Origin of the sequence: Streptomyces sp. NPDC002734 (assembly GCF_040295685.1) — a bacterium.
In the GTDB taxonomy this organism is placed as follows: Bacteria; Actinomycetota; Actinomycetes; order Streptomycetales; family Streptomycetaceae; genus Streptomyces.
The window spans coordinates 104,580-118,990 of sequence record NZ_JBEOVU010000023.1 but is presented as its reverse complement, the minus strand read 5'-3'; the positions used below and the strand labels follow the sequence as shown (position 1 = coordinate 118,990).

At 73.0% G+C, this 14,411-nt stretch carries 11 protein-coding genes; 4 read left to right on the top strand and 7 right to left on the bottom strand.

The genetic code is table 11. From position 1 onward, the window contains the following. A partial coding sequence (locus ABT026_RS21125) for a non-ribosomal peptide synthetase (RefSeq protein WP_351116328.1) occupies positions 1-2,815 on the bottom strand: 2,815 nt, incomplete at its 3' end. Between the two features lie 120 nt (positions 2,816-2,935). Further along, positions 2,936-4,264 (bottom strand): helix-turn-helix domain-containing protein, encoded by a 1,329-nt coding sequence (locus ABT026_RS21120; protein ID WP_351116327.1) that lies wholly within the window; start codon positions 4,262-4,264, stop codon positions 2,936-2,938. Positions 4,265-4,541: 277 nt separating this feature from the next. Between ABT026_RS21120 and ABT026_RS21115 the strand changes: the two genes are divergently transcribed. After that, positions 4,542-4,853, top strand: coding sequence for a hypothetical protein (locus tag ABT026_RS21115; RefSeq protein WP_351116326.1), 312 nt, complete (start codon positions 4,542-4,544; stop codon positions 4,851-4,853). Positions 4,854-4,879: 26 nt separating this feature from the next. On the opposite strand, the gene ABT026_RS21110 is transcribed toward ABT026_RS21115, so the two are convergent. Continuing rightward, positions 4,880-7,906 (bottom strand): AfsR/SARP family transcriptional regulator, encoded by a 3,027-nt coding sequence (locus tag ABT026_RS21110; protein ID WP_351116325.1) that lies wholly within the window; start codon positions 7,904-7,906, stop codon positions 4,880-4,882. Between the two features lie 187 nt (positions 7,907-8,093). Between ABT026_RS21110 and ABT026_RS21105 the strand changes: the two genes are divergently transcribed. After that, positions 8,094-8,492 carry a nuclear transport factor 2 family protein gene (locus ABT026_RS21105; RefSeq protein ID WP_351116324.1) on the top strand — a complete coding sequence of 133 codons (399 nt, stop codon included), beginning with the start codon at positions 8,094-8,096 and terminating at the stop codon, positions 8,490-8,492. A 136-nt stretch (positions 8,493-8,628) separates the two neighbouring features. Here ABT026_RS21105 and ppk2 read toward each other — a convergent pair whose 3' ends face one another. Both ppk2 and ABT026_RS21095 read right to left on the bottom strand, forming a co-directional pair. Further along, entirely contained in the window at positions 8,629-9,606 is a 978-nt protein-coding gene (gene ppk2, locus ABT026_RS21100) for a polyphosphate kinase 2 (protein WP_351116322.1), read from the bottom strand. Between the two features lie 18 nt (positions 9,607-9,624). Beyond that, positions 9,625-9,867 carry a DUF6411 family protein gene (locus ABT026_RS21095; protein ID WP_351116320.1) on the bottom strand — a complete coding sequence of 81 codons (243 nt, stop codon included), beginning with the start codon at positions 9,865-9,867 and terminating at the stop codon, positions 9,625-9,627. A gap of 326 nt (positions 9,868-10,193) precedes the next feature. Between ABT026_RS21095 and ABT026_RS21090 the strand changes: the two genes are divergently transcribed. After that, positions 10,194-11,615 carry a family 43 glycosylhydrolase gene (locus ABT026_RS21090; RefSeq protein WP_351116335.1) on the top strand — a complete coding sequence of 474 codons (1,422 nt, stop codon included), beginning with the start codon at positions 10,194-10,196 and terminating at the stop codon, positions 11,613-11,615. A 40-nt stretch (positions 11,616-11,655) separates the two neighbouring features. Here ABT026_RS21090 and ABT026_RS21085 read toward each other — a convergent pair whose 3' ends face one another. Next, entirely contained in the window at positions 11,656-12,795 is a 1,140-nt protein-coding gene (locus tag ABT026_RS21085; protein WP_351116319.1) for an FAD-dependent oxidoreductase, read from the bottom strand. A gap of 171 nt (positions 12,796-12,966) precedes the next feature. On the opposite strand from ABT026_RS21085, the gene ABT026_RS21080 reads away from it, so the two are divergent. After that, on the top strand, positions 12,967-13,581 hold the full coding sequence (locus ABT026_RS21080; protein ID WP_351116318.1) for a TetR/AcrR family transcriptional regulator: 615 nt from the start codon (positions 12,967-12,969) through the stop codon (positions 13,579-13,581). 55 nt (positions 13,582-13,636) lie between these two features. Here ABT026_RS21080 and ABT026_RS21075 read toward each other — a convergent pair whose 3' ends face one another. Then, entirely contained in the window at positions 13,637-14,359 is a 723-nt protein-coding gene (locus ABT026_RS21075; RefSeq protein ID WP_351116316.1) for a TSUP family transporter, read from the bottom strand. Between the last annotated feature and the right edge of the window lie 52 nt (positions 14,360-14,411).

Sequence of the window (14,411 nt, the reverse complement as noted above, 5' to 3'; positions counted from 1 at the left end):
TGGGGACGAGGTGGTCGGGTAGCCGTCGGGTCAGGTGGTCGCGGACGGCGTCGACCGAGGTGGGGGTGTCGGTGACGATGTGGGCGCAGAGCCGGCCCTGGTGGGTGGTGACGACGGCCTGGGTGACGGCGGGGTGGGTGAGGAGGGCGGCTTCGATTTCGCCGGGCTCCACCCGGAAGCCGCGGATCTTGATCTGGTCGTCGGCGCGGCCTTCGTAGTGGAGGTTGCCGTCCGCGTCGAAGTGGACGAGATCGCCGGTGCGGTAGAGACGGCTGCCGGCCCGACCGTACGGGTTCGCCACGAAACGCGCGGCGGTCAGGTCCGACCGGCCCAGGTAGCCGTGGGCCAGCCCTTCACCCGCCACGTAAAGTTCGCCGGTGGCGCCCGGCGGGCACAGCCGAAGCCTGCTGTCGAGCACGTACAGCGGCTTGTCGGCCAGGGGTGACCCGATGGGGATGGACGGGTGCGGCCGCTGCCCGCGCTCGACGGTGTGCGTGGTGGCATAGATCATGACCTCGGCAGGGCCGTAGCCGTTGACGACGGTGATGCCGGGCCTCAGCCGCTGCAGCTTGTGCACGTGGGCCGGGGAGGCCGCCTCGCCGACGGTGTAGGCGGTGGCGACGCTCTCGAACGTCTCCGGGTGCTCGTCGACGAGGTAGTTGAACAGGCTCGCCGACAACAGCAGCGTGGTGACGCGGTGACGCCGCGACAGTTCGCTCACCAGCGTCGGTTCCGGCTTCTGGCCCGGCTGCAGGACGGCGGCCCCACCGTGCAGCAGCGGGCCCCAGAACTCGAGGCTGAACGCGTCCCAGGACACCGGCGACGACTGCAGGAACACCTCGTCCGGACCGGTCGGGAGGTACTGCTGGTCGACGAGGGTGGCCACCAGGTTCCGGTGGGAGGACAGGATGCCCTTGGGCCGGCCGGTCGACCCGGAGGTGAACATCAGGCACGCCGGGTCGTCGGGGGAGAGCGGGACGCCCAGGTCTCCCGCATCCAGATGGGCGAGGTCCCGCGGACCCTCCGTGTGGACGGCCCACGGACCGTCGAGGCGGCCCGCGAACCGGGGCGTCGTCACCAGGTGGCTGATGCCGGCGTCCCCGGCCGCGGAGCGGAGGCGCTCGTCGGGGAAGTCGGGGTCGAGCAGTACATGGGCGGCGCCGGTCTTGAGCACGGCGATCAGGGCGGTGGCGAAGTCGGCGCCGCGCTCCAGCAGCACGCCCGCCAGGTCGCCGCGGCCCAGGCCCTTCTCGCGCAGGTGCCGGGCCCAGCGGTTGGCGGCCGCGTCGAGCGCCCGGTAGGTGATCCGCCGGTCTCCGTCGATCAGCGCGACCCGGTCGGGGAAACGTTCCGCCTGCTTCCCGAACTGCTCGACCAGCGTGGTGTCCTGCCGCTCGGTGGTGGCGCCGGCCCACCTCCCGAGCAGCAGGCCGCGCTCCGCCTCGGTCAGCACCTCGAGATCGGACGTCACGCGCCCGGCGAGCTCGCCGGCGGCAGGTGCCGCGGCCGTGGCCAGGAACGCGGCGAACCGGTCCTGGTGGGCGGCGACGGCGTCCGGGTCCACGCCCTCGACCGGCGTGTCGAAGTCGATCCGGATGCCGTGCGCGGCCCCCAGGTCGAACACGGCGATGCTGAGGTCGTCGACCGGGCCGTTGCTGACGTTGTGGTTGACGGTCGGGCTGCCGCAGACCGTGAGGTCCGCGTTGAAGCCCATGATGTTGACGACCGGAGTGGCCAGTCCGCGCGCCCTCCCCAGGACGCCGGCGTCCCGGCACAGGTCCTCGTAACGGGTCCGCTGGCCACGCAGACCGCGCTTGACCTCAGCGGAGACCGAGCGGACCAGCGCGCCGAACGGCTCGTCGGGGCGCACCCGCAGCCTCAGCGGCACCACGTTCGACATCATCCCGGGGGTGCTGCGCGCCGTCGGCGTGGTCCGGCCGGTCACCGGCAGGGCGACCACCAGCTCGTCCTGCCCGGTGACCCGGTGCAGGTACACGGCGAGCAGCGACACCAGCAGGACCGGCCAGGAGACCCGCTGCGCGCGGGCCGCGTCCCGCAGCCGGCCCGCGTCGGCCGGGGAGAGCCGCACGGTGCGCCGGGCGAAGGGCAGACCGCCGTGGGCCGGTGTGGCCCGGCCGGCGCCCCGGACCAGACTGCGGGGGACGTCCGGCGCCCCGGCGAGGTGCTCCCGCCAGGCCGCCCGCTCGGCGGCGGCCTCCCGCGACCCGCGGAACGCGGCGTCCTCCGCCAGCAGGTCGGAGAGCCGCCCGAACGGGGACGGACCCCACGGCTCGCCGGCCACCGCCTGCTCGTACAGCTCCACCAGCCGCGTCAGTGCGAGCCCGACGCCGACGCCGTCCACGACCAGGTGGTGGAAGCCGTAGAAGTAGAAGTGGCGCTCCGCACCCAGCCGGATCAGCGCACAGCGCACCGGCGGCTCCGAGTCCAGCGCGAACGGGGTGCTGATCATCTCGTCGACCAGCCGCCACGCCTCCGCCTCCGGGTCGGCCGCCCCGCTCACGTCGGTGAACGGCAGGTCCAGCAGGCCGGCGTCGGCGTCGACCACCTGCCAGACCTGCTCCCCGTCCTCCTCGAAGCGGCGGGTCCGCAGGAAGTCCGCCTCCTCGGCGAGGCGGCGCCAGGCGGTGGCCATCAGACCGGGATCGACCGGGCCGAGGATCTCCCGGCATTCGGCCACGTTGTACTTCAGGCCCGACGGGTCGAGGGCGTGCGCCGTCCAGATGTCACGCTGGGCCGCCGAGAGAGGCAACCGGGTGGCGGCCGGGACGGGAGCGACAGGCGCGTCGGACGACATGGCGGTCTCCTGGTGAGGGACGGCGGGGGAGGGGCAGGCAGTGCCATACAACCCGCCGTCCGGGGCGCCGAGCGGCAGTTGTTCCGGCGGGAGCGCCAGCAGCGGGCCGCCGCGCGGCAGTCAGGCGGCAGTCGCGACGGCAGCCGTCCCGAGGACCGCGCGCACCACGCACAGCACCCGGAAGGCGGGCAGCGCTCCCTCCTCGACGGACCGGACCACGCCGCCGACCAGCAGGTCCCGCAGCATGCGGCCGCACTCGGGCAGCGGACGGCCGGTCAGCCGGACCACGTCCTCCAACAGGAAGGCGCCGTCCCCCTCACGGCACAGGCCGGCGAGCAGATCCCGGCAGGGCGCGGGCAGGCCCGTCACGGTGCGCGCCACCCGTTCCTGGAGCCGGGAGCCGGCCGGGCCGTCGGCCAGATGGGCGAGCAGCGGATAGGGGTCCGACTCCAGAAGCCCGCGCAGCGCGGGCAGGTCGTAGACGGCCAGCCAGGACGCGGCGGCCGCGAGCGACATCGGATGGCCGTCGAGGCGGTGGCAGATCCACGCCACGTCGGCGAGGGCCCGCTCGGTGGGGACGATCCCCGGGCGCAGCCGGCGCAACTGGTCCAGGAAGAAGCGGGAGGCGGCCGTGTCGGCGGGGCCTGCGGCGGAGGGCTCGGGAGCGTCCAGCGGTGACAGCAGGAAGAGACGTTCGCCGGGGACGTTCCACGGCTCGTCGGCGGTGAGCAGCAGACGCACCCCGGGCAGCTCCCGCAGCAGACGGCCCAGCCGGTGGAAGTCGAACAGGTGCGTGTCGGCACCGTCGAGGACGAGCACGACACCGCGGTCGCCGGGCAGCCCGGCCGGCCCGCCGGGCAGATCGTCGTCCCGCCCCTCGCCGCGCAGGAAGGCGGCGCAGTCGGCCGCGAGCGCGGAGAACGGGCCCTGACCGCCGGGGAGGAAGTCGACGGCCGTCCCGGGCGCGGAGTGCCACAGCACGGCCAGACCCGCGTCGTGCAGCCGCGCGGCGGCCTCCAGGACGAGCCGGGTCTTGCCCACACCGCTCAGCCCCACGACGGTCACCAGCCGTTCGGCGCCCGAGCGGAGCTCCTGCACCACCGCGGCGCACTCCGCCTCACGCCCGATCAGCGGGTGGAGGGGAACGGGCGGCGCGGGTCGCTCGACGGCCGCCCGGACACCTCCTCGGTGGCCGCGCTGGGCCGCCTCCTCGAGAGCCGCACGGGCGCGGGGGCCGAGCCGCAGACCGTCGGCGATCAGCCGGACCGTGTCGGTTCTCGGCCGCTGCGCCTTCCCCTTCTCCAGGTCGCGTATGGCGCGGACGCTGATGGTGGAGAGGTCCGCGAGCTCCCGCTGTGTCAGGCCGATGCGCAGCCGGTGCCGGAGGATCAGGGCGCCGAGCGCGACGGAGGAGGGGGCGGTGTCCTGAGAAGCAAGGCGGTGCGTCATGTGCAGCTCCTGCTGGTCGGGTCAGGAAGGTCTGCCGGCCATGGTCGGCACGCCGCCTATCCAGGAACCATCCCGCCACTAACCCCTCACACGCCGCCCGGCGGCCCCCGCGCCGACCTCCGCCGGCGGCCGGCGAGTGCGGCTGTCACGACGGGACAGCGGGCGCCGGATCGTGATAGCGGGGTGATAAGGCAGCGGACGGTGCCGTGAATCCGCCCCTTCCTAACTTTGTGGTCGTCAGCCGCTACCGGCCGCCACCACCGAGAGGAAGCACCCCATGTCGCACACCGCCGCCCCCCGCAACGCCCTCCGCGCCGCGATCGCTTCCGCGCTGATCGTGCTCCTCGCCGCCGCCGGCGCCCAGACCGGCTGGGCCGCCGGAACCACGGGCCCGGGCACCACGGCCGTCGCCACCGCCGCATCCGCCACCGGCGGGGACACCACCACGGACGAAGGCGACACCGGCACCACCACCGGCGGCACGGGCAGCACCAGTGGCACCGGCACGACCGGCGGCACCGGCACGACCGGCGGCACGGGGACGACCGGTGGCACGGGCGGCACCACCGACAACAACCCCTGGGACTGACCCCGGCCGCGACCGGTCCGCCGGCCTCAGCCCGCGGCGAGCAGCCGCCGCGCCTCCGTCAGTTCACGGACCATCCCCCGCTCCTGGAACACCTCCACCGCCGGTGCCAGCAGCTCCCGGGCGCGCCCCGGCTCCCCGTCCAGAAGGCGCGCCAGGTCGAGACGCGCCAGCGCGCCCCCGCCGACATCCATGATCCGCTCCCGGGCGGTCACGGCCCGGTCGAAGAAGTCCCTGGCACGATCGGGCCGGCCCATCACGGCGAAGGCGTTCCCCAGATCGCGCAGCAGGTGCCCCTCGCCGATCACGTCGCCGGAATCCCGGCACAGCTCCAGCACCTCCGTGAAGGTCAGCACCGCCAGATCGCTCTTGCCCTGCTCCAGCAGCAACTGGCCCACCCGCCGCAACGTGCGCGCCCGGCCGCCGACGTAGCCCACCGCGTCGTACGTGTCCAGGGCCTCGTCCAGCTGGGCCTGCGCCGCCGCGAACTCGCCCTGCCGCATCCGGATGTGGGCGCTCTGCGTCAGCACGATCGCCCGCCCCACCACGTCCCCCGCCCGGTCGAAGTCCGCCAGCGACCGCGCGTACAGCTCCAGCGCCGAGGCGTCGTCACCGACCGTCCGGGCGATGAGGGCCAGGTCCCGGCGGCACAGGCCCTCACCCGTGGGCTCGTCCAGTGCCTGGAAGACGTCCAGCGCCGAGGTCAGCGCCTGCCGCGCCGCGTCGAACTGACTGCGGCTCATGTACAGCGAGCCGAGCGAGGCACGTACCGCCGCGGTGCCCCGCAGATTGCCCGCCTTGCGGGCCGCCGTCAGCGCGCACAGGTGCGTCCGCTCCCACAGGTCGTACAGACCTCTGACCTCGAACAGCGTCACCAGCGTCGTCGCCAGGTCCCAGCACAGGTCGTGCAGCCCCTCCTCGGCCGCGTGCTCCACCATGCGGCACAGGGCGGCCTGCTCGGCCTCCAGCCAGGCCAGCGGATCTGCCAGCAGCTCCTGCGTGTACACGGCGGGCGGCTCCCACCGCGGGGCGTCTCCGTGCAGCACGGTGAAGTCCCCGCCGTACAGCTTCCGGTGGGCCTGCTGCGCGAGGTACATCCACCCACCGCCCATCCGGGCCAGCGCGGCCCCCCGCTCCCCGGGAGGGTCGGACGCCAGCCGCTCGCGCGCGTACACCCGGATGATCTCGTGGAAGCGGTACCGGAAACCGCCGCTCCGCTCCACTCCGGCGACGTCCAGCATCTGCACGTCGACCAGCGGCTCCATCAGATCCGACGGGAAGGGCCGGCCGTCGTCCAGGAGGGCGCCCGCCAGCCAGCTCGGCAGCGTAGGCGCCTGGGCCATGCTCAGCAGCCGCAGCAGCCGACGGTCGTCCGGGGCGAGCCCGTCGTACGTCAGGGCCAGGCTCGCCCGCATCGTCATCTCACCGTGCGTCAGCTCGTCCAGCCGGTGCCGCTCGTCGGCCAGCCGCTGCACCATCGACGCCAGCGACCAGTGCGGCCGCGCCGCCAGCCGGGCCGCCACGATGCGCAGTGCCAGCGGCAGCCTGCCGACGGTGCGCACCAGCGCCTCCGCCGCCACCGCCTCCGTCGTCACCCGCTCCCGTCCGACGATCCGGGCCAGCAGCTCCAGCGCCCGGTCCTCACCCAGCACGTCCAGCTCGACGCGGTGCGCTCCCGGTAACGCCGTCAGCCGGGTCCGGCTGGTGACCAGCACCGCGCAGTGACGGCTCCCCGGAAGCAGCGGCAGCACCTGCCGCTCGCTCGCCGCGTCGTCCAGCACCACCAGCACCCGGCGCGACGCCAGCCTCGAGCGGTACATCTCCGCCCGCTCGTCCAGCGACTCCGGGACCAGCTGCCCCGGAATGCCCAGCGCCCTCAGGAAACGCCCCAGCACCTCCTCCGGGGTGACCGGGGCGCCGGTCGTCCCCCGCAGGTCGCAGTACAGCTGCCCGTCCGGGAACGCCGAGTCCGACAACCGGTGCGCCACCTCGACGGCCAGGGCCGACTTGCCGGTGCCCGGTTTCCCGGTGACCGCCGCCAGCCCCACCGTCGTCCGCTCCGGCCCTCCGGTCAGCGCGTCCGCGAGCGCCGCCAGCTGCGCCGCGTCCGCCACGAAGTCGGCGGTCGCCGCCGGAAGCTGATGCGGCACGGCCTCCTGCCGGGAGGTCTCGACACGTGCCGAAGACTCCTTCGGCCGGGCCTCCGTATCCGCACCGGACTGCGTCTGCGCCTCCGCGGCCCGCCCCGGGACGTCCGGAGCCGGGCCGGCGGGCGGGGTGAGCGTGCCCGTGAGGATCGCCGACTCCAGGTCCTTGAGCTCCCGGCCCGGCTCCAGCCCGAGCTCCTCGTCGAGCAGCCGCCGCCCCGTGCGGAACACCTCGAGCGCCTCGGCCTGCCGGCCCGACCAGTACAGCGCCTGCATCAGCTGGCCGCGCAGCTTCTCCCGCAGCGGGTGCTCATGGGTGAGCAGCTGCAGCTCTCCCACCAGCCGGTCGTGCCGCCCCAGCCCGAGTTCGAGCTGGATCCGCAGCTCGACGGCCGTGAGCCGCTCCTCGTCGAGCTGCCGCGCCTTGTTCGCGAGCGCACCGCTGTCCAGCCCCGGCAGACAGTCCCCCTGCCACAGGGCCACCGCGGCTCTCAGCTCCTCCACGGACCGTTGCGCGTCGCCCCGCTCCCGCAGCCGCCTGGCCCGCGACACCCCCGCGGTGAACAGCGCGGCGTCCACGTTGCGCGCGTCGGTGTGCAGCACGTACCCGGGGGGCCGGGTGGTGATCGCGACCTCCGCGTCGGCACCGGCCAGCAGCTTCCGCAGTCGCGACACACAGATCTGCACCTGGGTGCGGGCGGTCTCCGGCGGAACGTCCTCCCAGATGAGGTCGACCAGGTAACCGGTGCTGACCACCCGGTTGGCCTCCAGCAGCAGCGCGGCGAGGATCACCTCCTGGCGGCCGGGCGGCACCCGCAGTGGACCGTCGGCCCCTTGCACCTGCAGCGGTCCGAGAATCCGGAAGGACGGGCGCGGCGCCGGAGGGACGCCCTGCTCATCCTCCGTCATGAGGTCGGTCAACGAATCCCCCACCGAGACACATGAGTTGACGAGGCAAGAGCAGCTTCGAACAGTCTCCACATATGTCACTGTTCTGTCCATGGCGTGCATATGTCGGGCGAGAATAGTGCCGGGATAGCAAAGAGTTGGCCCCGCCACCCAGTCTCGGGAGGGAGAACGAAAGGGGTACAGCCCGATGACGAGTCACGACCAGTCGGCAGCCGCGCTCTCGGGAGCGACCGACCTGATCACCGCCGCAGGCATGGACCACGTCCGTCTGGTCTACGACTACCTCGACGCGGGCGACGCGGACTCCTGCGCCTCCCTGATGCACGAGTGCGTGGTCCTGGAGCTGCCCGGCATGCCCCCCGTCCACGGCCGCGCCGAGGTCGTCCGCGCCCACTTCCGCCACGGCACCGCCCAGGCCCGTCACGAGATCGACCACCTGGTGGCCGCCGACCGCAGTGTGGTCGCCGAGGGCCGGCGCGTCGTCCCGGGCTCGCACCACCCGTGCACGCGCTTCGTCGACGTCTTCCGCATCGCCGACGACGGCATGGTCAGCGAGTGCACCCGCTACTACCACACGGCTCCCTAGCGCTGTGACCGGAAATGGTCAGCGGGTTCGCTGGGGATCCTCAGCGAGCAGGACCGCAGCCCGGGCCTTCGCCCAGGGTGCGGTCCTGCCTGTTCGATCTGCTCTCAGGAATCGCTGTCCCGGCCTCGCGCGACGTTCAGGCGGCTCCACCCGGCCGTTCGTCCCCGCGGTCGGGATGGAGGCCGGGTCCGCGGCGGTCACCGGCGAGCGGAGTGGGGGAGAGGTCGGCGGGCTCCTCACCGGGTTCCAGCAGGGTGTCGGCCGAGCCGACGATCAGCGGGTCCGGCGTGCCCACGACGGTGTGGTCCTTGAGCGGGTAGGCGCAGCGGTCGAGCAGGCTGCGCATCGCCTCCAGGCGACCGCGCCGCTTGTCGTTGTTCTTCACCACCGTCCACGGGGCGTGCGGCGTGTCCGTGGCACGGAACATCTCGACCTTGGCGGTCGTGTACTCGTCCCAGCGGTCCAGCGAGGCCAGGTCCGTCGGCGACAGCTTCCAGCGGCGTACCGGGTCGACCTGCCGGATGGCGAAACGGGTGCGCTGCTCGGCCCGGGAGACGGAGAACCAGAACTTCACCAGCAGGATGCCGTCGTCGGTGAGCATCCGCTCGAACATCGGCGCCTGCCGCAGGAACCGCTGGTACTCCTCCTCCGTGCAGAAGCCCATCACCCGCTCGACACCCGCCCGGTTGTACCAGGAGCGGTCGAAGAAGACGATCTCACCGCGCGCGGGCAGATGGGACACGTAACGCTGGAAGTACCACTGGCCCGCCTCCCGCTCGGTGGGCTTCTCCAGTGCCACCACGCGGGCGCCGCGCGGGTTCAGCCGCTCGGTGAACCGCTGGATGGTGCCGCCCTTGCCGGCCGCGTCCCGGCCCTCGCAGACCACGACGATCCGCTGGCCGGTCTCCTTCACCCAGCGCTGCATCTTCAGCAGCTCGATCTGCAGAGCCCGCTTCCGGCGGTCGTACTCGGCCCTGCGCACCTTCTGGGCGTAGGGATGGTTCTCCTGCCAGGTCTTGATGGGGCTGCCGTCGGCGTTGAGCAGGACCGGCTTCTCCGGCCGCCGCTCGTTCACCGTCAGGCCGTCGAGAAGGTCGTCCTCGGGCTCGTCCACTTCGTCCTCTCCCGGTGATCAGAACGGCAGGCGCCCGCGCGCCCGCCGGCCGGCGGAGCCGCTGCGGCCCACGGCACGCGAACTGGAGCTGAAGGGCTTGCTGAGCAGCCGCCCCAGCGGGCCGGGCGCCTTGGACCCGGTGCGCGACCCCGCTCCCAGCGCACGCTGTGCGCCGTTCTGCGGGTGCCGGGACAGCCGGGGGAGCAGGAAGGCGAGCACGGCCAGGACGACACAAGCGGCTATCACGCCGACAATCATCACGCGGAACTCCTGAGGTCTGGACGGTAAGGCCGGAAATGCGCCGCGTGTCGGTTGTGACCCGCGTGCGAGACCCGCCTGCCCGCTCGCGCCGTGACCAGTCGCCTTTTCGCCTGGCCCCGCGCGGCCGCCACCGCGTGTCGCCACCGTCGGGGACCGGATCCCGGCGAAGGCGTTGACGACGTGATCGGCGGAACCTAGCCTCTCGCCGAGGCTACGAGCCGTGCTCGGTACATCGGCGGTGTGTGAACGTCCGGCGCCCGCACCCCCCGCCCCGCAAGGGAGTAGTCGTGAGACCTGGCCTTACCCGTCGCTCGGCCCTCGGTGTCATCGCCGGTTCGGCCGTCGCCACCCTTGCCGGCACCACGGCCACCACCGCCCACGCGGCGGTTCCGGCGTCGCCGGGGGTGACGTACCGGAACACGCTCGTCGAGCAGCGGGCCGATCCGCACATTCACAAGCACACCGACGGCTACTACTACTTCACCGCCACCGTGCCCGCGTACGACCGGATCGTGCTGCGCCGCGCCACCACCATCCAGGGGCTGTCCTCGGCCGCCGAGACGACCGTGTGGACCAAGCACGCCAGTGGCGCGATGGGCTCCCACATCTGGGCGCCCGAACTGCACGTCGTCGACGGCAGGTGGTACGTCTACTTCGCCGCCGGCGACGCGAACGACGTGTGGAGGATCCGGCCGTACGTCCTCGAGTGCGCCGCCGCGAACCCGCTCACCGGGACCTGGACGGAGAAGGGCCGGATCGCCCTGCCCCTCGACACCTTCTCGCTGGACGCGACGACCTTCGCCGTGAACGGCACCCGCTACCTCGCCTGGGCGCAGAACGACCCGGCGGTCGGCCCCGGCACCAACCTCTACCTGGCACGGATGTCCAACCCGTGGACCATCACGGGTACGCCGGTCATGCTCAGCCGGCCGACCGCTTCGTGGGAGACCGCGGGAGGCCAGACCGTCAACGAGGGCCCGGCCGTCATCCAGCGCGGGGGCAAGGTCTTCATGACCTTCTCGGCCAGTGCGACGGACGCCAACTACTGCATGGGCATGCTGACGGCGTCCGCCTCCGCCGACCTGACGAAGGCGTCGTCGTGGACCAAGACCGCGGGCCCGGTCTTCGCGAGCAACGCCGCCACCGGCCAGTACGGCCCCGGGCACAACCAGTTCACGGTCTCCGAGGACGGCACCTCCGACATCCTCGTCTACCACGACCGCGGCTACCGGGACATCAGCGGCGACCCCCTCAACGACCCCAACCGCCGTACCCGCGTCCAGAAGTTCTACTGGAAGGCCGACGGCACACCCGACTTCGGGATACCGGTCGCCGACGGCGTGACGCCGATCCGGCTCTCCTCGTACAACTTCCCCGACCGGTTCGTCCGCCACTGGGAGTTCCGCGCGAGGACCGACGCGAACGTCAGCCCGCTGGCCGACTCGCAGTTCCGTGTCGTCTCCGGACTGGCCGGCAACGGCACCGTCTCCCTGGAGTCGGCCAACTTCCCGGGCTACTTCCTGCGTCACCGGAACTTCGAGGTGCGGGTGGAGAAGAACGACGGCACGGCCGTGTTCCGCGGCGACGCGTCCTGGTCGGCGCGGGCCGGACTCGCCGACTCCGCCGGCGTCTCCTACGAGTCGTCCAACTTCCCGGGCCGCTACATCCGCCACTTCGACCAGTTGCTGCAGGTGCAGGCCCTCAGCACGGCGACCGACCGGGCCGACGCCACGTTCTACACGCAGTGAGGGGCGTCGCCGGCGCTCCGGGGCGCGTCGGATCCGCCCCTCACCGCGGGGCGTCCTCGTCGGGCCCGGCTCCCTCCGCTTCGAGGAGGTGTGCGGCGGCGCCGTCGAGCATCTTCGCCGTCTCGGTAGAGCGGGGGAGCATGGTCGTCTCGTAGGCGCGGACGGCGTCGTCGACGGTGGCGGCGCGCGCGAGGGCGAGGGCGAGCTCGCAGGCGTCGAGCATGGCGAGGTTGACGCCGACGCCGAGCGGCGGCATGAGGTGGGCCGCGTCGCCGAGCAGGGTCACCGTGGGACTGTGCTCCCAGATGTGCGGCACGGGCAGGGCGAGGATGGGCCGGTCCACGTAGGCGCCCTCGTTGTCCGTCATCATCCGGCGCAGCCGGGGCGACCACTGGGCGAAGTGCTCCAGGAGCAGGGCCCGGATGCCCGCGGTGTCGTCGGGCCGCAGACCGCGCGCGGCGATCCAGTCGGCGGGGACGCGCTGGACGATGTAGACGCGGATCCGGTCACCGCTGTTGCGCTGGGCGAACAGGGCGCGCTCGCCGTCGGCCGCGTGCGCTCCGCCCTGGCCGACCAGTTCGGCGATCTCGGGATGACGCCGGTCGACGTCCGAGAACCACGCCTCGAGAAAGCTGACTCCGCTGTATGCGGGGGTCGCGGAGGAGACGGCGGGTCGGACCCGGGAGAAGGCGCCGTCCGCGCCGATGACCAGATCCGCTTCGGTGGTGCTGCCGTCGGAGAAGTGCAGGCGCCGCGGCCCCTGGGCCGGGCCGCTGACGCGCTCCACGCCCCGGCCCCAGCGCACGGTGCCGGGGTGCAGCGAGTCGAGCAGCATGTCGCGCAACTGTCCGCGGTCGATCTCGGGCTTGAACAGCTCGCCGGCTTCCGGCATCCGATGGAACGTGAGCGCGCCGGACGGGTCCAGTTGACGCATCTCCTGGCCTTCGGGGCGGGCCAGTTCGAAGAACCTCTCCAGGAGGCCGGCCTCGCGCAGGGCGATCTGACCGTTGTCGGCGTGCAGGTCCAGGCTCCCGCCCTGGTCGCGCGCCTCGGGGCGGGCGTCGCGGTCGTGGACGGTGGCCTGAATGCCGTGCCGCTGAAGGATGCGGGCGCAGGTCAGCCCGCCGGGGCCGGCCCCGACGATGCTGATCCGTGCGCGGGTGGGGTGCGGAGAGGTCATGGGTCGCTCCTCGTCGGTGGTCGTGCGGCAGCGGTCCCGGCGCCGGGCAGGGCTCGGAGGCAGGGCGCAGAGCCGGGATACAAAAGGAGAGTAGGTGTAAAAGTGTAATCCGACAACTTTTTCAGCGAGGCCGCTAATTTACGGATGCCGCTGTCGGATAGGCTCACGCCCATGACCCAACCCCCCGCCGAAGCCCCCGTCGGACGCCGTGAACGCAAGAAGGCCGCCACCCGGCAGGCGATCGCCGACGCCGCGCTCCGTCTCTTCCTGGAGCGGGGATACGACCAGGTGAGCGTCCGGGACGTGGCCGAGGAGGCCGACGTGTCGACCACCACGGTGTTCAAGCACTTCACCGGCAAGGAGGCTCTCGTCTTCGACCAGGAGGAGAGCACCGACGCCCACCTGATCGCCGCGGTGCGGCAGCGCGCCGACGGCGTGGACGTCCTCGAGTCGCTGCGCCGGCGCCTCCTCGACACCTGGCTGCCGATCGCCGACCACCCGCAGAACGAGGAGTTCTTCCGCCTGGTCGACTCCACACCCTCGTTGCGCGCCTACGCCGAACGCATGTGGGCCCGGCACACCGACACGCTCGGCGCGGCGCTCGCCGACGAGTTCGGGGTGGAGCACGGCAACCTCGCCTGTGTGACCCTCGCCCGCTTCGTCCTGGAGATCCCGGTCCTCGCGCGGGGACAGAAGGACCGCAGGGCCGCCGTCGAGGAGATCTTCGACATCCTCGCCGACGGCTGGCGTCCGCCGGCCGGGACGGCGGCCACCCGGGCCGGCTGACCCGGCGTGCGGTGCCCGGACCGGGCGCCCGCTCCCGCCCCCGTGACAGGCGGTGCTACTGGACGGCGCCGGCCACCAGCCAGACGCCGCCGATCAGCGAGACGGCCAGGATCCCGGCGCGCACGGTGGCCGCCCCCGTTCGGCCGGAGAGCAGCAGCCCGGCCGCCGTCCCGAGGGCGAGCGCGGCCAGCTGGGCCGGGTCGGGGAGCACGAGACCGAGGACAAGGGCGGTCACGAGATTCTGGATGCCGAAGAACGCCTGCAGGCTGCCGCGCGCCTTGCGTGGCTCCCACCCGGCGTTGGCCACGTACAGGCCGACGGGCGGGCCCCCGACTCCTCCGACCACGTTGAGCGCGGCGCTGGCGGCCCCGACGACGACCACCGCTTCGCGACGCCTCAGCCACGGGGAGCGCAGGCCGCCGGCGAGCAGGAGCGTGGCGCCGATGACGCCCACACCTCCCGCGAGGGCGAGCCAACGCGTCTCGACGTCGCGGACCGCCCAGGCGACCACGGGGGTGAACGCCAGCGTCGGCACGAGCAGACGGGCGACCGCCCGCGGCTCGACGTGGGCGCGGTTGTTCCACAACGGCGCCACCGAGGAGAGGGCCGCGAGCACGAGCGTCACCGCCACGCCGTCGCGAGGCCCCATCACCGCCACGAGGCAGGGCGCGACGATCAGCGAGAAGCCCATGCCCGTCGCCGCCTGGGCGATCGCCCCGACCACGACGGCGGCCAGGACCACGAGGGTCCCGAGCGAGCCGACGTCTCCGATCACCACGTCACCACGTCGCCGGTCGCCACGTCGTCGATCACCACGTCGCCGGTCGCCA

What these genes read in the sequence shown, in the direction of transcription:
- ABT026_RS21120 (WP_351116327.1), bottom strand. Translation starts at nt 4,264, where the DNA reads ATGACGCACCGCCTTGCTTCTCAGGACACCGCCCCCTCCTCCGTCGCG.
- ABT026_RS21080 (WP_351116318.1), top strand. Translation starts at nt 12,967, where the DNA reads ATGACCCAACCCCCCGCCGAAGCCCCCGTCGGACGCCGTGAACGCAAG.
- ABT026_RS21105 (WP_351116324.1), top strand. Translation starts at nt 8,094, where the DNA reads ATGACGAGTCACGACCAGTCGGCAGCCGCGCTCTCGGGAGCGACCGAC.
- ABT026_RS21110 (WP_351116325.1), bottom strand. Translation starts at nt 7,906, where the DNA reads ATGACGGAGGATGAGCAGGGCGTCCCTCCGGCGCCGCGCCCGTCCTTC.
- ABT026_RS21085 (WP_351116319.1), bottom strand. Translation starts at nt 12,795, where the DNA reads ATGACCTCTCCGCACCCCACCCGCGCACGGATCAGCATCGTCGGGGCC.
- ABT026_RS21115 (WP_351116326.1), top strand. Translation starts at nt 4,542, where the DNA reads ATGTCGCACACCGCCGCCCCCCGCAACGCCCTCCGCGCCGCGATCGCT.